Raw genomic sequence first — 21,349 nt, 5'->3', positions numbered from 1 at the left:
AAAAAAGCCAATAACCACACGCCTTTGGCGTGATTATTAGCTTTCAAGTTTCAGTTGCACACAAAAAAATGGGCACAAAGCCCATTAAATCAGTGTATACAGTCTTTTTCCGCTGCAAGATCATGCACACAGCTTTTCTGTGTGCACAGCCGTGTGCATTACATTCTTAAATAAACAAAAACAATCCTTGATATACCTTTGCAAAACGTTGATATATCAAGGATTGATAAACTTTGTAAGTTTTATTTATGCTGACTAGATGGACAGAGTGATGCTGCCCTCGGCCTTACAGCCACATGGGGTCATTTTGCATGGCGCCAATTGGTGTGTTTCGTAAACACACGGAAATTCTCTATCTAGTTATTTGCAGTCACTGCTAATTCAAGCATTGATTGATTTAGGTCCTTATCAGGATGTACATAAGTACGCATAAACATCTGCAGGCTGTGTCCTAGTCGACTAGCTGCCCATGGGTAACTCATGTTAGGAGTATTCCCTAATTTAGTTGCAACGGTATGACGACATGTATACATAGTTACTGCTAATGATCCATTATTAACTTCAACCTTTTTAGCAGTGCGTTTAAGCATATCATTCATTGTTCGTTGTGCTATTGGCAATCCCTCAGAACACCTAACAAAATCTGTCAAGTTAAGAAGAACTAAGTTGTTATCATTTACTAATTTCTTCCTATTTAGTATTGATTCCTGTTTCTGGTGATAATCTTTCAACACATCCAACAGTTCCGAAGATATAGACAATGTCTTCCGACTCTCACCATGCATTCGCGCTTTAAGATGGCCATTGAATTTCTTTGACCGTTCACACCACGAATCGTCAATAGATAAGACGGTAAAACCACCTTCTTTTGTAAACTCATCCCAGCGCAATGCTTGAATCTCTTGCGGACGCATTCCAGTATCTAACGCAATTAAAATTGCTAATCGACTACCCCAATAGATAAATGGCGTATTTTTTAACTCAGCAAACAAAGTTGTTCGAATTGCATTGACCTCATCACTAGTAAACACATACTTTTTATCTGGAATAGTCATATCACCTTTCCGAAAGAATTGTGATAAAGCTGATTCAGGTACCGGATTAACTGTCAATCCATATTGACGCATCTTATTAAAGAATGATCGAATATTTTGCAATTGACGGTCAATTGTCGTATGCTTTGCCACTCGTGTTTTATGCTTCTTAACGTAATCATGAGCAAAAGAATTAACATCAGCTTCACGAACATCTTTAATCTTTTGACGACCAAAGAATTTCTTAATTAGCTTAGCAGTATACTGCCAATCATAATACGTTGAATCTTCCCAGCGATCATTATCGTGACATTCATCAACGTACTTTTGAAATGCTTCTGACAATGGTTGATCAAGCATTTGATTTTCGATTTTGACTTCATCATGAAACTTTGCCCATAACTTTGTTTCTAGGTTAACAGCTTCACTACGGGTAGTACCATTTGTAATAACACTTGGAATCTTTATCGTTTTACCAGTTGTCCTATCAACGGGTTGAATCCGCACACGATAATGCCCTTTTTTCTTGCCACTTTTGATTAATGTTATTGCCATTTTAATTACCTCTTAATAAAAAAGAGGTCACATAGGCCCCCTTTATTGTAACACAACACATTGCTAATTCATTAGCCACTGCTTGACTTCATCGACCTTGTAATACTTACGACAGCCAGGGGCTAACTGATGAACCGGACATGATTGCCCATGTTGATTTTTCTTCTTCAGCATTTTGAATAATGTTGTGTTACCAATTCCAAGAGCTTTGGCAAGTTGTCGAGCATTCTTAAATTCAGTTCCAAACATTATGACAAGCTCCTTTCATCTAATTTGAATCCGTGCCATAATGTTTATGACAACGGTTTTGGCGAATTGTTGTTGAAGGCTTTGTATTACTTTGGCGAGTTGCAAAGCCTTTTTTGCATCCATAAATATCACACCAATTATCATATTGATGCACCAGATGAGAATCGTATGGTTGACCATTCATTGGGCCATTCACTTCCATGATGTAACCAACACGAAGTTTTTCACTATCTGGTACTGGATAACGTTCTTTCATCAGCGGCTTGATAATCGAAACCTTTGTCGGATTACGTAAATCTTCTTGAAGTTTATGTGCCCAAGGAGAGACAATTCGAGCATTGAACTGAATTGTTTCTCCCTTTGCTAATTGCCCTAACTGAGCTAGTTGCTTACCATAATTCAACTCAGCACCGATAGCCACAAACTTAAATTTATCATCGGGATCTAAGCAATAAACATTCTCCAAAGTAACTACTGGCTTATATAGTTCTTCATCAATTGATGCGGCATACTCATCGTTCACTTTAAAACCCTCAATATCAGCTTTAAAAGTGTAACGGTGATTATACCTCATAAAAGAAAGATACATAGTTATCAACTCCTTAGTCATCAAAAAGATTCAATTCATCCAAGTCATCAGGATCATAATAAGCTTCATCTGGCATGCATTCACTCACTGGAGCTTTGGATAATACGCGAACAATCTTTTTCTCTTTCATTGATAGCTGAAAGTACTCATCATACAACCGATCGCTAATATTATACTTACACTTCATTTTTTCAATATCTGTTTGTGTCATAACAACATTAGGAAGACCTTTCCAGCGTTCTGCGTACTCCCCAATACACTTAACCGCTTGGAGATATGCGTCTGGATCAACGTCAGCCCAACTCATATCGAAAAGATCTGAAGGCGGCATTTTAGGAGATAAAATCGTACAAACACCATCTAGAATTTTTGGTGCTGCAGCTTCAATAAACTTTTCCATTGGTAAAAACTTTAATAACTTCTTATCCATTTTTTGTTTCCTCCATTCATTTAACAAACATCGCACTATGCAATCGAGAGACAATACTTCTTAGTCATTAATAATTAGGTGGTGAAACACCAGAAGATAGCATTAGCATTCCTTTTGTCAGTGCATTAATTAACTTTCGTTCCTGTAAACATTCCACATCCATAAAACAATTACCTCTTTCCTATTCATCTAACAATTCCATTCCTTCGCGTAACCCATCAAGCCAAATGTAGGACAAGGCTTCTAGCCGATCATCAGCCTTCAGGTGGTAAAAAGCATCATATTCTTGCTTTGAGATGTGGTACTCTGCACAAGTTTCTTCAATCATCTTTTTGTCGACATATTTTGTCGGCTTACCATCCCATAATTCACCATAGTATCCGTACTTGCGGATAGCTTCTGCCCGATACTTAAACATCACGTCGAGTACGTTTGCCTTAGGGCCTTCCTTATCTAAACGTTCCATGGCGTAACCAATATAAACCTTGTCTGCTAAGGTAACGATTGCTTGAGCTAAGTTAAGATTTGATTTCATAATTTGATTTCTCCTTCATTAGTTATGTTCTTTCAATAATTCATCAGGTGTAATTTGCCATGGAATTCCGACCACTACATCGTTTTGAAGTTCTGCTAACACTTTCACGCGGGCTTCACCAGTTAAGTGATAAAGAGCATCATACTCTTTTTTTGAAACTCCACATTTATTAAGAATTTGACTGATTTTATTGGTATCAATGTATTCATTAGGTTTTCCATCCCATAACTCACCATAAGTACCAAACTTTCGATTAAACTCATATTTAAATAGAAACTCGGCACTTGGTAAGCCAATATTCTTAATCAATTTTGATACAAATTCTCGTTCAAAGCTTTCCTTAATTGTCTTAATAATTAGTTGATTTACATTAGATAATTGACTATTCATAATTTAATTCTCCTTAAATTAGATTGACTTCATGCAACAAAATGTAATTTGGAAGAACCTTGATATGTTTCTTTTGAATACGCCGTATAGTTGCCCGAAACGATTGAAGCTGAGGAATGTCACGCTCTTCAGGACCACGCAGATAGGGCCATCCTTCTTCAATAAACTTTTGTTCGATTATTTGGTATGACTTTTGAACTTCTAAGTTATTTCTTGCAACATAGAACACCCAATTTCGATATACTTCAGTGCCGCGATGATAATAAGAATTACCGTGACGGTCTTTCTTAACAACTTTCCAAAACTTCGTCGGTCGATACCCCTTTTGAAGTTCATTAAATGCTCTTGCAAAGAACGGCGCATAACTTGATAGGTACCAAACACCATACTTGAGTAAGTCACGACCTGTTTGCCAGATACGATTAAACTCATCCTCTGAGTCAAAAGGTCTTGTTTCCCAGAAAACGTACTTCCCATTGTGATGATACTTGGTTGGCACTTGGGCCATATCATAAGCAAAGAATAAATCGGTTGGCTGATCCCAAGATGTTTGCAGATGTTGAAATTTTTTCTCGTGACGCATCGCTGTGATTCCAGTAATCTGATGATTAACTACATTGATAGTAGGGCGATTGAGATCAAGATAATTCTCAAAGACTTCCTGAGGTGTGATCTTGGTTAATCCCACCATCGCTTTCAAGCTATTATCACGACTAAATGTCAACCGCGTTCGTAAATTAGCAGTTTCATCAGTTGTTCCGTCTTTCCTTTTCACATACTTACCGTCAAAAAATTGGTGTACCATGTCGTGATACCAACGATTTTCTTTTAGAGTAATCTGGTCCATTACATTCATGATGTCGTCAATATCAAGTGGCTTTTTAGTCCAAGTAAGGCAACCATCTGTAACGTTATTTAGGAAGATGGTACTGGAATCAACAAGCCAAATTGCCCGTTGCAAAGTAATTATGTGTAAACGAGTAATGGCCGTAAATTGCATAGCTTTTAGTGGATTAGTAATCCTTGAAAACGGTACATAATATGGACGGCCGTTATTGTAATCAGGACTAGTCTTTTCTTTAATGCCTTCAGCGGTTACGCCATAGCACTGGTTGACCACGTTTTTGTTCATTTGATCCTCGGGACTTCCGTGAGTATATTGCTCTCGGCGTTTCTGGAAGATGTCTTGAATATGACCTTCACGACTGACGCCATTCAATGTTCCAGGTTGAATCTTTGCTTGTTTCACAAAGGTAATTCGATGAGTGAAGACCTTTGCGCCACAAACCCAAGCGGTGTAAGCGTCTGTATAGGATAAGTAAACTTCTTGGATCTTCCGAAAATATCGAGGACCGTCATCAACATTTTTCGGGGTAATTACGAATCCTTTGTAGTTTTTCGGATATTCAATATCAAAGATCCCCACGCCGACTGTATAAGGTCCGTTCATTTTTCCGGTGGCTTTAACAATTCGTGAAAACTGGTTAGCAGCCAAGTTGTGAAACTCCCTGAACTTAACGGCACCCAAACCTGGCGCAATATCTGGAATTAGGTGACCAGCTTCCGAATAAGCTGAACTCAAATCCCAATCACGTTTCTCACCGTCCGCCGGAAGCACGCCAGTCCACTGAACCAAGTTATAGCCGCCGCTATACGCTTTAACGGCATCATCAAACATCCGATTTAGAGGAGCATCAACCTTATTAGTCATGTCGTGAACTAAATGCTTATGACTACTATCATTACTAATATCTGTTCGCGGGAAAGCATAACCCTTGCGGATCTTGTCAAAGTCAAGATGATCCGTTAACCATTCCCTCAAATGCTCTGGCGTTGGCTCCGCTAACAATTCATCAAAGTGATAGTTACGTTCAACCTTACCTTTAACGTTTGTTATTTTGGGTTTACATATGGTCATTAAGAAACTTTCAAAATCTTCATCATTATCACTTCGCTGGTTAAGTTGTGATAGAAGTTTGATAACCTCATCAACAATCCAATCAGCTGGCTGTTCATTTTCACAACCAATAATCGTTCCAACAATACTACCAAGCGAAGGTTTCAGTTGTAGAGGCTTAAAATCTCCGAACCCGTCCTTGGTTAAAGTCTGCTGAAAGTTAAGAATAAAAGTTCCATATAAAGCAGTCACAACCACATCTTCAAGAGCATAATCAACAAACTCACTCCGACGATTCTGCCAGAGTTTAGTCATATGTGACTTATAAAATCCTTTGGTGTGTCCGTCCTGAGCATCCCATTTTTCAGTATCGATCTTCGGAACTCCAATCAACTTGCCAAGTCCAGCTAGGTTCAACTTACCAGGTGCAAGCTTAGTCATATCCCGTATGACTAAATGGTCGTTTTTCGTTAATTTGACGATATTTCGATTTTTATCCCGAACGAGCAGCTTTAGTGGTTGACTAGTGAAGACGGTATTACTGTGAATAGCAACGATCTTACTGGCTTTGTCTTTCTTACGCGCATTTTCAGTCAGAATTTTTTCATAGTCTTTGAAAACACTAAGATCGACACCGCCCCAGAAAGTCCAAAACTCTAAGGTGAACTTACGTAACTTCTTCACTTCATCGTAGCTGCCAATATGTCGCAAATACTTCTTCAACAACTTCATTACATCGCTAAAACGGAAAACATCATCAGTGCTATCCCGCTTGATAAAATACAAGGTGGGTGACCGATTACAATAGTTAAAACTTAACTGGATTGAAATAATATCTTCTAGCCGCCGTTGGTTAACTTCAATTAGTTCGCCACCAATTGGAATTTGGTTTCGTGTGTTTGATTGGTATTCAGTGTCAAAACCAATGATTACCTTTCCAGGATCTTCGCCCGGTAATTGCCACTGACTAAATAGCTTTTGTTGAACAAACATAGTTTCAACTCTCCTTTCTAAACGCAAAACAGGCCGTTTGATAGTAATGAGATAAACTCTCACTATTATCAAACGACCTGTTAAAGTCATTTGTTTATTTATAGTCGTCGGATTTTGATGAATGCAGGCTTTTTACCGCCTAATTCTAAGCGTATCCTCGCTTAGACAAGCATTTTTATCATACGTCAGGACTTATTGCTTTTAAGGATTGAACGTCCAATCTCAATCCGCTCACACTACCACGGCATCCTCACGGGTTGCAGGGTTCGTGACACCCTGCTTCTGATACTTTTAGTGGTTAGAGATACAATTGGCTTAGGTAAAATTTCGACCGAGAGCATCAATTCTCGACTACTTAGCCTGTGCTGGTTTGGAACTGATAATAACGACTTTTATATTCATTTCCATACGGATTTGTTCCGTATGACATTATTATAAGCGATATTACGTTTTAGTCAATCTTTTTATTAAAAATATTTTTAAATAAATATCGCAATATGGCATATATACAGCATAATGCTGTATAAAAGCATCAGAATTATAACAAAAAGCACTCTCTATTCTCAATGAATTTATTGAAAGTTCTTTGTGACGATTTCTTCTATAACATCTTCTGCTGGAGTGTATTCGCTACTTGCTAATTTTACTAGTTTTTTCCAGACATCATGTTCAAACTGAAGTGTGACCGATACCAGCTCATCACCTTCAGAAACTTCACCAAAGACTTCCTCATACTCATCAGCGTCTAGCTTGTTTTCTGCCCAACGTTTAGCTGCCTCAATTGTAAGAGGCTTAATGTCTTCACCAGATGTCCAACTCTGCATATAGGATACTGCATATTCTGAAAGTGGACCACCACTACCATATAAGAACAGTTGTCCATTCTTCTTACGATATAAGGTTTCAGTTTCATTAGAAAAATCAGATGAAGAAAGACCGTTACTCCATTCAGCAAGCTCTTTAGCAGTTTCAGTGTTGTATAGGATTCCATTAATAATTTTTTTCATGGAAATGCCTCCTTAAATATTTAAGAATTTCGATTGTTTTTAGCAACCCGTGTTCGTTTTTTTCGAACACAAGTCAAAAAAGGGCAGCTTTGCTGCCCGATTTTAAGTCTGGAAAGCAATTTTGCTTTGAAAGTAAAACAACAAAAAAGGCGAACCAAAAAGGTTCACCTAAAAATCGTAATTCAGTTCCAACATCAATCCAAAAAGAGCGACTTTGTCGCTCTTTATTTACATCCTCAAATTATTTTTGCTATGAAGGTTACAAATACCAACTAATCCCAATAAAAAACTTCTTACAACATAATTCCATTAAGGGGTACTCTGTACCCCACCGTCAAAGTAAAAGTAAGAATATGGTAAATAGTGTAACCGTCATAATCAGTACTAATTTCAATCAACACAGTTACTACACAAGGTTCAACCAAGGAATGCTCTGCATTCCAACGTCTTGGTTACGAACCATATCCTCATAAACGGCTGAAATCAACTAAGTTACTATGTTTTATCCTCTATATGTATTGTTTTCCAATTTTACAATTCTGTCAAGCCGTTAAAAAAATCTTATATAAATTTTATGATTTAACTAACACAGCGTGATAATATCACGCTTGTGAAGCCTTCGATTACAAGAATTGGAGGTCTCAAATATGACATATAATTACTTACAAGAAGAAACTAAGGACATAATCGACTACATTAAAAATGAACTAACCTTTACAAATCGCTTAAATTTACTAGCATCAGGAAAACAACAAGCCACTGAAGAATTAAATGAAAAATTATTTAATGTGGATTCCGTTACTGGCAATGGAAGTGGTTCTTACACCTTTAACACGCTACAAGCTGAAAGAAATCTCGTTGGTAACTGGGAAATTTTAAGAACCGCTATTGACGAGCTGGATCCAAGTTTCGACGCTATCCACAAAGGAGCTGAGGCATGCGACGTCCTAGTACGTATCTACTTACTCCCAACAGCAATCGATGATGCAATTACAAAACTATGGAAAAAAGATGAAAACAGCTAACTTATAACTAATATCTCGCTATTAAAAGTCCGTTATTTTAACGGGCCTTTTTTTCAAATATTTATAGTGAATAATGTATATAGTATTATTCAAAATATCTAGTTATTATCAAAAAGCATCAGATACTTAAAGTAATAAGTACCTGGTGCCTTTCATTTACCTATTCATAGCGTTTATTGCAGCTTTAAGGATTTTACTGGCGTTCTCATCATGTTCTTCTTGACCCCGATCGACTAATTTATCTAGCCCATCTTCAATCTTCCTTGTAAAATGACCATCTTGATAAGAATACATCAACTCATCACTACCGCCTTTTCCAGCATAAACATTGACCTTCCAATGCTTAACAAAACTATCAGATGAACTAATAGCATAGCACATTGGCTGAATTGTACTATCAGTTACAGACATTTTACCATAGGTCCCATAATTATCATCTTCACCAGTTAACCGTGACCATGTGGAAACATGACTTTCGTAATAATCTTCAATATTCTCATTAATTCGATCCATTATATCCTCGCCTGGATATAACATAATGGTCTTATCCTTTGCATCGACCTTGATAGTAAAAGACTTACTTAAACTATTCAAGGCAGCTTTACCTTTAGCATTGTAAATTTTATTAACCGCAGCTATTGCCCGATGTTCTTGATAGCTCCGGTATATATGTGGGACAAGCAGTAATAGGAGAACTACTACAACAATAGCAGCCACATTGTAACGTGTTTTATTCTGATTATATTTTTCTTTAAATGACATTGTTTACCTCACAGAAAAAGGCCCGTCAATGGGCAGGCCTTTATTTTATATTCATTCAATTAATTTTTTAATTCGATAATTATTTCAAATTATTACCGGAGTCCTTTATCGGTGTTACTTTTACATGACCGTTAATTTCCTCACGTCGCATTACTAATTTTCCATTTAAGTCAAACGCAAATGAAACGCTATCTTTGTGGTTTTCTGAATTAAGGAATGTAAAAATATCACCTTTAACACTGGCATTCATTGCAGTTTCGTTGAACTTTTGCCAAGGACCCATGCTAAGTACAACCGGTGCGGAATTGAGATTAGTAACCAATTCTAAAGTTTCTTTTCTTATACGCTGTTGAAGTTCACCTCGTGTTAACTGCTTATTTAGTTTATGTTTACTCATTGACGCGCCCTCTTATATTGAATAGATAGATTAATCCTTACGACGTACACTGACTAAGCCAAACATACTCAACATAGTAGCTACCCCAAGACCAATTAGTCCAGCTTCGTTGTGGTCACCCGTTTGAGGTAACTTACCATTGTTGAGGTCACTGCGCTTAAGCGGGGTGTTTTCACTTGAAATAGCGTTAGAAGCTTTGGTTAGCTGGGTGGCAGTGGTCGTCTTAACAATTTGACCGTTAATGACTTGGTATTCAGGCATGATTTGACCATTAGCATTAACAACTTGACCGTTAATAACGTGAGTACCAGCTGGCAGACCTGGAACGTTGGTAATGTCAGTTTGGGTTTGGTGAAGAGCTGGGTTATACTTAACGGTCAATTCAACTTGTTTGGTGATGGTCGAACCATCTGGGAAGGTGATTAGAACATTTTCTGTATAGTCACCAGCGTGTTGTGCGTCGGTGTTGGCCTTGGTTGGATCTGCCCAGCTGATCTTGGTGCCTTCTGGTAAGACGTCACCAGGCATGGCAGCTAAGTTCATGAACATATTAGTGATTGCACTGTTTTCACGGTGTGGTGCAAATTGATTATCAAGCTTTAAGGTTGGCAGTTGATCACCTTCATTGATTGTGAAGTGATCTTGGGCGAGTTTGACTTGTAATCCGTATTGTTGAGCGTCACTGATTAAGTGGGCAACAGCGTCATCATAAGCATTCTTCTTGGCTTGGAAGTTAGCTTTAGCCTTGTCGAGTTGGTCATGAGCCAACTTGGCGTTAGTCTTAGCTGTGTCAAGCTTAGTTTGGGCACTGTTAAGAACATCTTTAGCTTGCTTGAGCTGATCAGTCTTTTGGCTGAGCAAGTCGTCAGCAGCCTTGGCATTGTCCTGCGCTTGCTTGAGTAATGTCTGTGCGTTTTGTAAGTCGTTAAGCTTTTGTACTAGCTTTTGCGTTGCCGCTTCTTTATTCTTGAGATCAGTCTGAGCTTGCTTGAGCGCTGATTGAGCTTGTGCAAGCTTGTCTTGATTAGTCTTAACAGCTTGGTTAGCATCATCAAGCTTCTTTTGGTCTTGAGCTAACTTGGCTTTAGCGTTTTGTAAGGCTTGTTGCTTTTCAGCCTGACTCTTATTTGCATCTTGAGCTGCCTGTTGTGCTTGTGCAAGCTTTTGGCTGGCAGTTTGAACGTCAGCTTGAGCCTTTTGATAAGCACTTTGAGCACTCTTCAGGCTCTGTTCAGCCGTAGCGAGCTTGTCTTGGGCACCCTTTTCAGCTTCTTGAGCCTTGGTTAAGGCCGCCTTAGCAGTAGCCAAGTTTTGTGCAGCATTATCATGAGCTGATTTAGCATTATTTAATGCAGTCTTAGCCTGATCAAGAGCAGTCTGAGCTTGGTTAACCTTGGCTTGAAGAGCTGAGGTGTTAGTGGTGTTTTGATTGAGACCGTAGTTTGTTCCGGCACCAACATTTCCGCTGGTTAATACGATCATACTTGCACCTTTGGTAGTGCCACTTGGGTTAGCAAGTCCTAAGCCAATGTAGGTTTGGCTTTGACTGTTATCAATTTGCGTTGTTCCAAGGACTAGTCCAGTATTTTGTTGTGGATTGAAGGCAACACCGTTATTGCCATCGTTAATGCTCCATGAATGTTGATTATTAAGGGCACCGTTAACAAGTCCTTTGGCATTACCATCACCGGTTAGCAATAATGAGAAGATGTAACCTTTAATATCAGCTAAGCGTAAGCCGTGCTTTGGTGCAGTTGAACTTGCGAGTTCGAGACTGTATGGTTGGTTGCCACTTAAGAAATCGTTAGTTCCACGGGTGCTGAATCCATCTTTCCATTCGGTTTCGGTTTCGACATTTCCAGTAAGACCAGAAAAGTCAGCAATGTCACCAAATAATGGTGTGTGCCGTGTCTTTGGATTGTTAATGTACGTATGTGCGTCATCAATTAGTGCGGAATTAGGAATAATTGTTGTGTTGAATCCGAGAGATTGACGGATACTGTTTAGTAGTCCAGCGACAAAATCGTTGAGTTCGACTTTTAGTTGTGGGTTGCTGGTGTACATTTGGTTAATGACATTCGGCATTGATTGGTTGACATAAGCGTTGTTGTCTAAAATTTGTTGGTCCTTGCTGGTTGGATTGTATTGAATTGTCATGCCGTTTAGCATGCGGTTAATGACGCTGTTGTCGTGGTTACCATTCCGGTATTCTTGAGCAGCCGCTTTAGCGTCATTGGTAGCAGTGACGTTAATTCCCCATTGAGCTGGATCAGTGATTGATCCACTAGTGCTTTGGTTTTGAGCTTGCTGAAGGGCAGTTTGTGCATTAGTTAATGCCGTTTGCTTAGCGTTAACGTCGTTTTGTGCTTGGTCTAATGTTGTCTTGGCATTTTGTTCACTTTCAGCCTTGCTGTTAACGTCAGCTTGGGCAGTCTTGACACTGTCTTGTGCTTTGTTAACTTCACTTTGATCTGCTTGAACGTCACCGTTCTTTTGATTGACTTCATCTTGAGCAGTCTTTTCGGCGTTTTGGGCCTTGCTTAGATCAGCTTGAGCTTGGGCAACATCGTTTTGAGCACCTTGTTGGTCCAGGCTGCGCTCAGCCTGTGAAACGGCCTGTTGATCGTTAGCAACTTTTTTTGCGGCTTCTTGAGCCTTGGCCTGGCTTTGGCTGAGATCAGCCTGAGCGCTCTTTACGTCGCCCTGCTTGTCTTGCACTGCATTCCCAGCTGCTTTTTCAGCTGTTTTGGCAGTTTGTACATCAGCTTGAGCTTGACTGATCGCTTCAGGTGTAGCAGCCTGAGCGTTGGTTTGCGCCTGGCTGAGTGCTTGATGAGCACGGTCACTGGCACTTTGTGCGTTGTTGACCGCAGTTTGGGCTTGTTGAACAGCTTGCGTATCGGTGTTGACTTGAGCATTGTTCTGTGCCACTTTTGCATCAGCTTGATCAGCCTTGCTTTGGGCATTATTCATTACATTTTGAGCGTCTTTCATGGCGTTGCCGGCAGCTAGGGCCTTGTCTTGTGCTTGTTCTTGTGCAGTCTTAACGACTTCTGATTGATTGTTAGTCGTTGCTTGACTGTCACTTGCTGAGTTAATGGTATCGGCATGTGCAGTGTTAGTGGCAGCTAGTGCTCCACCAGTAACGGCAGCAGCGGCGGCGGCCAAAGCAACGGCCTTTTTATTTGAATGTAATGTGGTCATGATTTGTAATCTCCTCCTATAGTAGCGTACTAATCTTTACGACGATCATAAGCTAAACCAAACATACCAATTAATGTTGCAATTCCTAAAGCAATTGAGCTCTTAGCGTTACCAGTTTGCGGTAACTTACCGTTATTTAGATCAGAGCGCTTTGCGGTCTTGCTATTTTCAACTCCATTAGCAACTGGCTTTACAGTAACGTTGTTGTCACCGTTTGTTACGACAGTCTGAGCACCATCAGCCTTATTGTCTGCGTTAGGTGCGACAGTAACATTGTTGTCATTGTTTACCGTTGCCTTGTGGTCAGGAGTGGTTAAACCTTGGTTACCACTTGGCTGAGTGGATGGCTGTTGGTCACTAGGCTTTGCGGTCGGCGTGTCAGTGTGCGTACCAGGTTGCTGTTCTTCGTGACTTGGTGTCGTTGAAGGTTCAGTTGATGGCTTGTTGTCATCACCTGGCTTGACGTTGTGACCTGGTTGATCTTTAGGATCACTAGGTGTGGTTGGTTGGTCATGATCAGGGTTAACAGTTGGTGTGTCAGGCTGAGATGGCTTGACTGCTGCCAAGACATGTAAGTTCATCTTAACGGTGGTGGTTGAACCATCTGGGAACGTTACCAGAACGTCTTCGCTGTGGTCACCGACTAAGTTAGCGTCACGGCTGACGTTTTGTGGATGGTTCCACTTTGCCGTCGTTCCAGTAGGAATCGTGTCGAGCTTTGAAGCGGCCATTTGTAAGAAGGCACCCATGACAAGATTTTGAGTTGGGTCCGCAGCCATTGGGTTGGCAATTTGTGGATCAACGAGCTTGTTAATTTCACCGGCGTGAATGGTTTGGTCCTTGATGGCAACAGAGTTACCGTAAACCGCCTGGTCGGTGATGAGTCCATCCTTGGCCTTGGCGAGAGCAGCTTGTGTATCTTGTTCGTGAGCTTGAGCCTTCTTGACGGCGTCTTGAGCGCTCTTCAAGTTTTGTGCGGCAGTCTGTGCGTCGGCTTGAGCCTTCTTTAAAGCGTTTTGCTTGTTGGCAAGCTTAGCTTTGGCGTTGGTTAAGGCCTTATCAGCATCATCCTTCTTGCTTTGGGCAACTTGGAGATCTTCCTTGGTTTGATTGAGCTTAGCTTCGGCATTGCTAGCCGCCTTGTTGTCCTTAGCAATCTTGGCCTTGATAGCGTCAACCTTAGCGTTGGCATCTTTGGCCTTAGCTTGGGCAGTTTGTACGGCGTCTTGAGCGTTCTTAACGTCAGCATTGGCCTTTTCAAGCGCATTATTAGATTGACTCTTCATCGTGTTGGCATTTTGTAAGTTCTTCTTGGCATCGGCAAGGTTAGCTTGTTTTTGAGCTAGTACCGCCTTGGCATTCTTGAGCTTGGCTTGGGCGTCGGCAAGTGACATGCTGGAATTGCTATCGTGAGCTAACTTGTCTTGAGCGGCCTTCAGTTCGTTGGCAGCGTGTTGTGCGTCAGCCTGAGCACTAGCCAAGTCAGCACTTGCTTGACTGGCTTCTTGCTTAGCGGTTTCAAGCTTGGCCTGAGCGTCTTGAAGAGTCTTCTTGGCGTTGGCAAGTTGGGCTGTGCTGTCGTCAGTCTGGGAACTAGTTTCAACGGGAATTTCAGTTGAAGTGTCAGCCTTGTCTTCAACGTTGAAGTGAAGTTGATTGTACTTATCGAACTGAACTGAAGCGTTGTTGGTTCCAGTAACGTTTTCCATGTTGGTGTGCATTCCTAGTAGAACCTTTGCATGTCCTGGATTGCTACCGTCTTGGAATAAGAAGCCAATGACGTCTTTGTATAATTGTTCGTGAAGTTGATCGCGGTTAGTCGCCCAGTTCTTTGGGTATTCGATTGCTTTGGCACCACTTAGTTCGTCACCTGGTGTGTTGTAGACAACAGTGTGAATGCCGCCGGTTAAGGCTTCGTTACCAGCACCACTGTCAGAGATGGCGTGATCATTGTGAAGTCCGAAATGTGGATTGGTATTGTCGAATTGAGTGATTCCTAATGAGTTGATCTTGTATGGGAATACGTTCCAATCGCTAGCGTTGTATGCGTCAGCAACAGCAGTACCGACTTGTAATGATTGGTCAGTCATGTGAAGCTCAGGCATTCCAGCATCCTTCCGAATTGGGTTGATTAATGAAAGGAAGAAGCGAGTGGCGTCAATTTGATCTTCCTTGCTGAGAGTTCCGTCGTTGTTAATGTGAACTGGAATAGCAGCTTGGGTTGGATCATTGATGTAGTGAGCGTTCTTGGCAATTTCGTTGGAAAGCTTGACGTATTGTTGACCTTCTTCGTCAGTAAAGTCCATTACACCGTATTTGGTGCTGTTGAACCGATTTTGAATTGACTTAACAAGATTGATCCATTCGGGACTAACAGTAATGCTTTCCTTAACTGGTTGAGCACTGGCGTCCTTACTTAATTGATCAACCGTCTTTTGAGCATTATTAACGGCAGTTTGTGCGTTACTTTGTGCTTCACTCTTTTCGTCATTAACCTTTTGAGCGCCATTGACCTTTGCGTCGGCCTTGTTCTTGGCGTCAGTCTTAGCTTGTACGTCACTTTGGTCTTGTGCGATTACTTGATCATGATTTTGCGCTGTCTGAACGTCGTTTTCAGCGTTCTTGACGTTGTTTTCGGCTTGACTGACGGCAGATTGATCATTGTTTACCCGATCAGTAGCGTCCTTGACATTTTGAGTAGCTGTGTCGGCATTGGATTGTGCTTGACTTTGCTTGCTAGTAGCATCGGCTAACTTGCTTTGAGCATCCGTGACAGCTCTTTCGGCAGTCTTTGCGTCGGCTTGTGCTTGATTTAAGTCGGCTTGTTCGTCGGCAGAAGTTGTACTTTGCTTTACGGCATTGTCGTAGTCATTTTGAGCTTGCGTTTGGGCGTCTTGTGCGTTTTCAACTTCGGTTTGTGCTTGATTAGCCTTGTTGGTAGCAGCGGTGACGTCATTAGAAGCTTGGTTGACAGCACTTTGTGCGTTATCAACAGTGCCTTGTGCTTCGGTGTTCTTAGCCGTAGCATGAACTAAGTTGTCTTGTGCATTTTGAGTTGCTTGGTGTGCATCGGCATTCGCCTTGTTAGCGTCAGCATAAGCTTGTCGGCTGGCGTCTTGCTGAGTCTTTAAGTCACTAGCTTGTGGATTTTGAGTCTGAGTTTGGGTATCAGCTTGGGTATTAACGGTATCAGCATGAACATTGCCTGTTACTGTCATTGCACCACCGGTAACGGCGGCTGTAGCGAGTGTAGAAAGTGTAAGTTTAGTTTTGAAGGTTATTTTTTTATTGTCTTTTTTGGATTTGGTTGCTTGCATGGTAATGTATCCCCCAATTCATCGTATTTTCTTAACTTATTTATAAACAATTTCATGATACCACAAACTATCCTTATACGTATAGTTAAGATTATACGTATACGCTCTTAAAACGAATATTGAGGTTTCATACGATTAATATAAAAAGGTCGTATGAAAAAATGATTGATATTAAAGCTGTTGGTGCCAACATTGCTGACATCAGGCGTAAGAATAACCTAACCCAAGAACAGCTAGCAGAATTAGCAAGCCTTTCAACCAACTATATTGCCCGTGTTGAGCGTGGCGAAATACAAAACTTTAGTGCCATCAATATGCTGAAGATTGCATCATCTTTAGATGTTAGTATCGACGAACTAGCTTAGGGCGCTCATAAGAAAGAAAATCTCAAGTCCAAACCATATCGTAAAGAATTGAATAGGTTGTTAGATCAGATGGGACATGAAACTAGTGAATTGCTATCACAATCATTCATTAGAACAATTCAATTAATACAGGGACATGATTCAAAACACGAAAAAAGCGGCAAGTAGCATTCAAACTACTTGCCGCTATATTAATTACACAGTTGGATAAGATTGGGGCATTCCCCAATAAGAACGTTTTTTAATCATCCTCACGTTCCGCTTATAATCAGCGATTTCAAGGGTCTACTTTTTACGCAGTTCTTAAATTGTGCGTAAAAATTTGAACTATTCTAATACAACAATTGATGCTAAAATTAAAAAATGCACTAGCTGCCACTAATGCACAAGTCAATATAGGGAGCTGATCTCTTTGGGGACGTTCCTTGTTGCGCTTGGCTGGTGGTGTATTGCAGTACACCAGAACAAGAGCGCTACCGTTAAGCTATCAGCCTAATTGTTGAAGTAATATAATTCTTTAACTACGGTTATATTATAGCATGGTTTAGCGACTTTGACGACCGCTTAGCTTTCGGGCTGAGCGGCCTTTTTGATTGATATGCTATAATTTCAACAGGGCTTTTTGAATGAGCCAGCTACTCAAACAAGATGCCCAAGTGAATATAATCGGATGATACGTCACCCCTCACCAATCCAATTTCACGGAGGTGAGCAATCATGCCGAGAGTTAGGAATGATTGGAGGAATAAGCACGGTCCAGTTGGCTGTGGCTGTTTAGATTTTAGCCCGTGCAAGCTTGCTGTTTGCAAAAGGTTACCAAATAGTAAAAGAGACTAACCGCAAAGGCTAATCTCTTTTCAAACCCAAAAATCATCCAAATTCACGATTGAGAGTAGTGAGGTAGGAGCTCACTGCTCTCTTTTCGTATATTATGATACTAAAAATAATGCTTAAATTCAAATTATAACTCTAAGTCGTTACCTTGATGGGATAACGGCTTTTTAGTTTGAGCTTTTTGTACAGAAACGATTCTTTGTTGCTTTTTCCGCTTAGTTTCAGCTTCCTTCTCCCTCTCTAGTTGTTGCCGATGGAGTTGAATCTGATGGATCCGTTTCCGTTCCCGTTCACTCTGCGTATTAGATAACCGCCAAGCAGGAATTCGTTTATTTGAACGCAATAATGAATCAAGCTGTTCATCATTTGCCATATGGATACTAAATGACATTGTTAACAATCCTCTTTCTATAAAGGTAATAATCAGCGGTTCCACATAAAATAATTAAACTAATTGCCACGAACACTTTCCACCACCCGGGAGTCAATGGAATAACTACTAATAAGCAAACCATTTCAAGACCAAACAGAACCAAAAGCTGCATGAAACTAGATAATATTCCTGTTATTTTATCAATACTCTGTTGACTAGTTTGCGCACTAAGCTTAGCACTCAAGCTCGCCTGCTGAGCATCCTCGCGATCCTGTTTGAATCGCTTATTAACGGTTGATTTAACCACTTCATCAATTGTTTTCCCAGTATCATTTTGGAATTGTTGATATACATCATTAGTAACCTCACTAGTATGATGAGTTATCCCATTCCGTATAGATAAAATAAGATTCCGCAAAGTCGGTACTAAGCGATTGTTTACTGTTTGTGTATAGTGTTCCAGATACTTACCTACTTGGTCTAAATCAGCAGCTTTAGCGACATATTCCTGGGTTTTCTGATCAAGATTTTGTTCACGCAAATTAATGTTAGTTTCAAGGCCATCCATTTTCTGCTCAAGGCTATCAACTCGATCAACTAAACCGTCCGCATAGCCAACAGCTTGAGCATCACTTACTGCTTTGAGTACATTATCGTTCTGGTCCTTCAATTTCTTTTGAACGTCTTGGTTGTTTTGGTCGACTTTCTCGCTTAGGCTTTGTAGCTTGTCGGCTAACTCTCTTAGTTCCCCTGGCTTGACGTTGTTCCTGATTAAGTAGTCGAGTTTTTTGTTCAACTGCTTTTCGCTTTTCTTCATCAATGGCTTCTTTGAGTTGTTGTTCAGCAACTTCGTTAATTCGTCGTTGTTGTCTTGCTCTTGCCCTAGCATCTGCTGCCATGGTTTTGACTTTTTCGAGTCCGTCGTTTTCTCTTCGGTCATAATTTTGTTTCTCCTTTTCGTTTTCTTTCTTCCTATTAAAGTAACGTTCAATCTCACTCTTAGAGAATGATTGGCCTAGACCGCGGGTAGACTTAATTTCTCCGGTTTCTTTATCGATTCTTTGATAAAAGTCCCGCACTTTCATTTCTCTAGTTCCAGTCTTGGTACTGACTATTTGATGATATGTCCACGCCTTACCTTTTTGTCGTTCAGTAACCGTAATGCTATGTTGTTCAAGTTGCTTCAAAAAGTCTGTAATGTTATCAACCTTTGCCTTAATTTGGTTAATTAGCTCTTTCAACTGGTGTTGCCACTCAGATTTAGTCGTCAGATTATGTATGTCTTTACGCTCGGTTTGGTTATGTACTGGGTTGGTCCACTGACGACCAGTAATTCGCTGATAATTGGTTTTCATTTCACGGTCAAAATCTTTGCGGAGTTTGTTGATGTTAAAACGGTTAGTTGCAACTGTTTTTCCATTTGGTTTGATGGTATTCATCACGACATGGGCATGTAGTTTCCCGCCTTCACCGTCACTTTGGATTGCTATTACGGACTGACAATCGGCAAAGTGCTTACGAACATAATGCTGTACAAGTCGTAATGCTTGTTGTGATTGGGCTTTTAAGTCTGATGTGTCAAATTCCGTTGGGTCAAAAGAGATAATAATTGTTTGTGCCTGATAGCATCGTCTTGGATTATGAGCACGTTTTAATACTGTCCTAAATTGCCGTTCAAGGTAGGCACCATTTTGAGTTGCTGAAATTTTACCATCATTGTCATGCAACATTTTGATATTAAAGCCACTAGCAGCCAAAACACGTTTGGTGGTTTTCCGATACGAATGGGCTGGTTCATTGAAAACATACTTCAGACGATTGTAACTAGAATGGCAACTATGTGTTTGCAGGATAGACATGGGTACTTTCGTCCTTTTCTTTGAGTCCAACCTCAACCTTCAAGTCAGCAATTTTCTTTTTGAGAACTGATAGATACCGTGAATCTTCAAAAAGTCGTGATGAAATCCACTTCCACAAGTCTGTGTCCGTTAGGTCCTCATCTTCTTTAGCCACTGTATTCATCACTTTAGCTATTTGGTTAAGATTATTGCCCATTTGCGTTACCGACATCATGATAGCTTCTAGTTGTGATTGAATATCACTAAACTGGTTTTGTAATACAGATAATTGTGATGATGTTTTAGTATCTGTAATACCCATCACAGCTTGTGTTAACGGTAACCGTTCTTCATCAGATAATTTTGTCAGCAAAATTGAAATGTAGTCGGTATTACCCTTCTTCCATTCTTCCTCAGCTTTCTTTAGCATCATCTCATCCTTGATCATCTGGCGAACTGCCTTAGAATTGTTTTCTTCACCCAACAGCTTCTTTACTTTATCAAAATCAGCCATCTCATCTTCGTCTAAACGGCTCTGAATTAACTTATTGCGTAACGGCTTCATAGTGTATTTACCTCCTCATGTTTGCCGTCCCGGCAAAATAAATTTTCAAGCTTCGCGTGCTCGCGACAACGCTTGACTAAATTTATATAATTCGTCGAGTTAGTTCCTGCTTAGCATTAATTGGTCTATACCAATTCATTAATTATATTATATACTAAACAGTAACTAACTTGCAAGCAATTAAAAACGTATGATAACAAAAGTTTGTCATACATTTTATAGCTTGGCGGGGAGCCTGCACGCTCTCCCTGCACCCTATCGTTGTATCGTCTGCTCCATTCAAAACGGTGAGTACCTTGAGATTAACATTCAAGGTCACCTTTTGAGATTCCCCAGCCGATTTACTTATAACTTCACTATAAGTAACAACAGTGACCAAACTGACTGCTCCGTTTGGATTTCAGCATTTCTTTTTGTGGCAACAAACAGAAACAAAAAATGCCCCACTTATCAAATGACGATAAGTAGGACAACAGTCACTTACTTTTCAACAAAAGTAAGCAAAATTAATTTCAAACACACAAAAATATCACGTTAAAACGTTGATATATCAACCTATATGACCTCTTGCATTTTCTCCCAAACACACAGAACACAATCTTTAATTCTGTGTGTTTATTTGTGTGTTTGAAACAGTAATCCAGAACGTTTCAGAACCATTCACTTTACTTTTTAAGTATACAAAAAAGCCCACAGATTAAGCTTTTACGGCTTTTTTTGTAGGCTTCCGAATTCTACTGAATTCTATCTAGTGCTGACTAGAGGGTTCGAACCTCCGACCTCATCATTACTAATGACGTGCTCTGCCAACTGAGCTAAGTCAGCATTTAACCAACGAATAATAGTATAACAGATATTAGCAAAGATGCAAAGGAAATTTTCAAATTGGCAAATTATCACCATTTTGCCATAAAAAAAGGGGCTGTGACATAAGTGAAGTGCAATACAAAAGTTGGACAAAATTAGATAATTAAGCTGCTAGGGCATGAT

18 protein-coding genes and 1 tRNA gene are annotated in these 21,349 nt (G+C 40.2%); 2 read left to right on the top strand and 17 right to left on the bottom strand.

All coding sequences use genetic code 11. The annotated features are described in order from the left end of the window. Positions 1-356: 356 nt before the first annotated feature. The 8 genes from FD32_RS00405 to FD32_RS00370 all read right to left on the bottom strand — a co-directional run bounded on the left by FD32_RS00405 (position 357) and on the right by FD32_RS00370 (position 7,679). Positions 357-1,589, bottom strand: a complete 1,233-nt coding sequence (locus FD32_RS00405) for a tyrosine-type recombinase/integrase (RefSeq protein WP_047767161.1) — start codon at positions 1,587-1,589, stop codon at positions 357-359. A 63-nt stretch (positions 1,590-1,652) separates the two neighbouring features. Then, entirely contained in the window at positions 1,653-1,838 is a 186-nt protein-coding gene (locus FD32_RS00400) for a helix-turn-helix domain-containing protein (RefSeq protein WP_047767163.1), read from the bottom strand. Between the two features lie 19 nt (positions 1,839-1,857). Beyond that, positions 1,858-2,427 carry a hypothetical protein gene (locus FD32_RS00395; RefSeq protein WP_053002991.1) on the bottom strand — a complete coding sequence of 190 codons (570 nt, stop codon included), beginning with the start codon at positions 2,425-2,427 and terminating at the stop codon, positions 1,858-1,860. 13 nt (positions 2,428-2,440) lie between these two features. Next, the gene (locus FD32_RS00390; RefSeq protein ID WP_047767165.1) at positions 2,441-2,857 is read right to left on the bottom strand and encodes a hypothetical protein; all 417 of its coding nucleotides are present in this window, start codon (positions 2,855-2,857) and stop codon (positions 2,441-2,443) included. A gap of 181 nt (positions 2,858-3,038) precedes the next feature. After that, positions 3,039-3,392 carry a hypothetical protein gene (locus FD32_RS00385; RefSeq protein WP_047767167.1) on the bottom strand — a complete coding sequence of 118 codons (354 nt, stop codon included), beginning with the start codon at positions 3,390-3,392 and terminating at the stop codon, positions 3,039-3,041. Positions 3,393-3,410: 18 nt separating this feature from the next. Beyond that, the gene (locus tag FD32_RS00380) at positions 3,411-3,782 is read right to left on the bottom strand and encodes a hypothetical protein (RefSeq protein ID WP_047767169.1); all 372 of its coding nucleotides are present in this window, start codon (positions 3,780-3,782) and stop codon (positions 3,411-3,413) included. Positions 3,783-3,795: 13 nt separating this feature from the next. Beyond that, complete coding sequence (locus tag FD32_RS00375) at positions 3,796-6,672, bottom strand: hypothetical protein (protein WP_047767171.1); 2,877 nt, start codon at positions 6,670-6,672, stop codon at positions 3,796-3,798. Positions 6,673-7,244: 572 nt separating this feature from the next. Beyond that, entirely contained in the window at positions 7,245-7,679 is a 435-nt protein-coding gene (locus FD32_RS00370; protein WP_047767173.1) for a hypothetical protein, read from the bottom strand. A gap of 647 nt (positions 7,680-8,326) precedes the next feature. On the opposite strand from FD32_RS00370, the gene FD32_RS00365 reads away from it, so the two are divergent. After that, the gene (locus FD32_RS00365) at positions 8,327-8,704 is read left to right on the top strand and encodes a hypothetical protein (protein WP_047767176.1); all 378 of its coding nucleotides are present in this window, start codon (positions 8,327-8,329) and stop codon (positions 8,702-8,704) included. 156 nt (positions 8,705-8,860) lie between these two features. Here FD32_RS00365 and FD32_RS00360 read toward each other — a convergent pair whose 3' ends face one another. The 4 genes from FD32_RS00360 to FD32_RS00345 form a co-directional block, all read right to left on the bottom strand. Continuing rightward, positions 8,861-9,466, bottom strand: a complete 606-nt coding sequence (locus tag FD32_RS00360; RefSeq protein WP_047767178.1) for a hypothetical protein — start codon at positions 9,464-9,466, stop codon at positions 8,861-8,863. 79 nt (positions 9,467-9,545) lie between these two features. Then, positions 9,546-9,863 (bottom strand): hypothetical protein, encoded by a 318-nt coding sequence (locus tag FD32_RS00355; protein WP_047767180.1) that lies wholly within the window; start codon positions 9,861-9,863, stop codon positions 9,546-9,548. Between the two features lie 30 nt (positions 9,864-9,893). Continuing rightward, complete coding sequence (locus tag FD32_RS00350; RefSeq protein ID WP_056962072.1) at positions 9,894-13,067, bottom strand: Rib/alpha-like domain-containing protein; 3,174 nt, start codon at positions 13,065-13,067, stop codon at positions 9,894-9,896. 29 nt (positions 13,068-13,096) lie between these two features. Further along, positions 13,097-16,285, bottom strand: a complete 3,189-nt coding sequence (locus FD32_RS00345) for an SEC10/PgrA surface exclusion domain-containing protein (RefSeq protein ID WP_161795066.1) — start codon at positions 16,283-16,285, stop codon at positions 13,097-13,099. A 260-nt stretch (positions 16,286-16,545) separates the two neighbouring features. Between FD32_RS00345 and FD32_RS00340 the strand changes: the two genes are divergently transcribed. Then, complete coding sequence (locus FD32_RS00340) at positions 16,546-16,749, top strand: helix-turn-helix domain-containing protein (RefSeq protein WP_053002992.1); 204 nt, start codon at positions 16,546-16,548, stop codon at positions 16,747-16,749. A gap of 961 nt (positions 16,750-17,710) precedes the next feature. On the opposite strand, the gene FD32_RS00335 is transcribed toward FD32_RS00340, so the two are convergent. The 5 genes from FD32_RS00335 to FD32_RS00315 form a co-directional block, all read right to left on the bottom strand. Then, the gene (locus tag FD32_RS00335; RefSeq protein ID WP_047769017.1) at positions 17,711-17,974 is read right to left on the bottom strand and encodes a hypothetical protein; all 264 of its coding nucleotides are present in this window, start codon (positions 17,972-17,974) and stop codon (positions 17,711-17,713) included. Next, positions 17,964-18,626 carry a hypothetical protein gene (locus FD32_RS00330; RefSeq protein ID WP_056962071.1) on the bottom strand — a complete coding sequence of 221 codons (663 nt, stop codon included), beginning with the start codon at positions 18,624-18,626 and terminating at the stop codon, positions 17,964-17,966. The genes FD32_RS00335 and FD32_RS00330 overlap by 11 nt, the downstream gene beginning before the upstream one ends. Continuing rightward, the gene (locus tag FD32_RS00325) at positions 18,607-19,815 is read right to left on the bottom strand and encodes a relaxase/mobilization nuclease domain-containing protein (RefSeq protein ID WP_047766793.1); all 1,209 of its coding nucleotides are present in this window, start codon (positions 19,813-19,815) and stop codon (positions 18,607-18,609) included. Before FD32_RS00325 ends, FD32_RS00330 begins: the two co-directional genes overlap by 20 nt. Then, complete coding sequence (gene mobC / locus FD32_RS00320) at positions 19,793-20,359, bottom strand: plasmid mobilization relaxosome protein MobC (RefSeq protein WP_047766795.1); 567 nt, start codon at positions 20,357-20,359, stop codon at positions 19,793-19,795. Before mobC ends, FD32_RS00325 begins: the two co-directional genes overlap by 23 nt. 752 nt (positions 20,360-21,111) lie before the next feature. Beyond that, positions 21,112-21,184, bottom strand: a tRNA-Thr gene (locus FD32_RS00315). Positions 21,185-21,349: the final 165 nt, after the last annotated feature.

The sequence above is a fragment of the Limosilactobacillus panis DSM 6035 genome, from assembly GCF_001435935.1.
Classification (GTDB): domain Bacteria; phylum Bacillota; class Bacilli; order Lactobacillales; family Lactobacillaceae; genus Limosilactobacillus; species Limosilactobacillus panis.
The sequence above is the reverse complement of the archived record's forward strand: the minus strand, read 5'-3'. Positions and strand labels throughout refer to the sequence as shown.

Excerpts from the sequence above, each read along its gene's own strand:
- FD32_RS00405 (WP_047767161.1), bottom strand. The coding sequence starts at position 1,589 with ATGGCAATAACATTAATCAAAAGTGGCAAGAAAAAAGGGCATTATCGT.
- FD32_RS00400 (WP_047767163.1), bottom strand. The coding sequence starts at position 1,838 with ATGTTTGGAACTGAATTTAAGAATGCTCGACAACTTGCCAAAGCTCTT.
- FD32_RS00395 (WP_053002991.1), bottom strand. The coding sequence starts at position 2,427 with ATGTATCTTTCTTTTATGAGGTATAATCACCGTTACACTTTTAAAGCT.
- FD32_RS00390 (WP_047767165.1), bottom strand. The coding sequence starts at position 2,857 with ATGGATAAGAAGTTATTAAAGTTTTTACCAATGGAAAAGTTTATTGAA.
- FD32_RS00385 (WP_047767167.1), bottom strand. The coding sequence starts at position 3,392 with ATGAAATCAAATCTTAACTTAGCTCAAGCAATCGTTACCTTAGCAGAC.
- FD32_RS00380 (WP_047767169.1), bottom strand. The coding sequence starts at position 3,782 with ATGAATAGTCAATTATCTAATGTAAATCAACTAATTATTAAGACAATT.
- FD32_RS00375 (WP_047767171.1), bottom strand. The coding sequence starts at position 6,672 with ATGTTTGTTCAACAAAAGCTATTTAGTCAGTGGCAATTACCGGGCGAA.
- FD32_RS00370 (WP_047767173.1), bottom strand. The coding sequence starts at position 7,679 with ATGAAAAAAATTATTAATGGAATCCTATACAACACTGAAACTGCTAAA.
- FD32_RS00365 (WP_047767176.1), top strand. The coding sequence starts at position 8,327 with ATGACATATAATTACTTACAAGAAGAAACTAAGGACATAATCGACTAC.
- FD32_RS00360 (WP_047767178.1), bottom strand. The coding sequence starts at position 9,466 with ATGTCATTTAAAGAAAAATATAATCAGAATAAAACACGTTACAATGTG.
- FD32_RS00355 (WP_047767180.1), bottom strand. The coding sequence starts at position 9,863 with ATGAGTAAACATAAACTAAATAAGCAGTTAACACGAGGTGAACTTCAA.
- FD32_RS00350 (WP_056962072.1), bottom strand. The coding sequence starts at position 13,067 with ATGACCACATTACATTCAAATAAAAAGGCCGTTGCTTTGGCCGCCGCC.
- FD32_RS00345 (WP_161795066.1), bottom strand. The coding sequence starts at position 16,285 with ATGACAGTAACAGGCAATGTTCATGCTGATACCGTTAATACCCAAGCT.
- FD32_RS00340 (WP_053002992.1), top strand. The coding sequence starts at position 16,546 with ATGATTGATATTAAAGCTGTTGGTGCCAACATTGCTGACATCAGGCGT.
- FD32_RS00335 (WP_047769017.1), bottom strand. The coding sequence starts at position 17,974 with ATGTCATTTAGTATCCATATGGCAAATGATGAACAGCTTGATTCATTA.
- FD32_RS00325 (WP_047766793.1), bottom strand. The coding sequence starts at position 19,815 with ATGTCTATCCTGCAAACACATAGTTGCCATTCTAGTTACAATCGTCTG.
- mobC (WP_047766795.1), bottom strand. The coding sequence starts at position 20,359 with ATGAAGCCGTTACGCAATAAGTTAATTCAGAGCCGTTTAGACGAAGAT.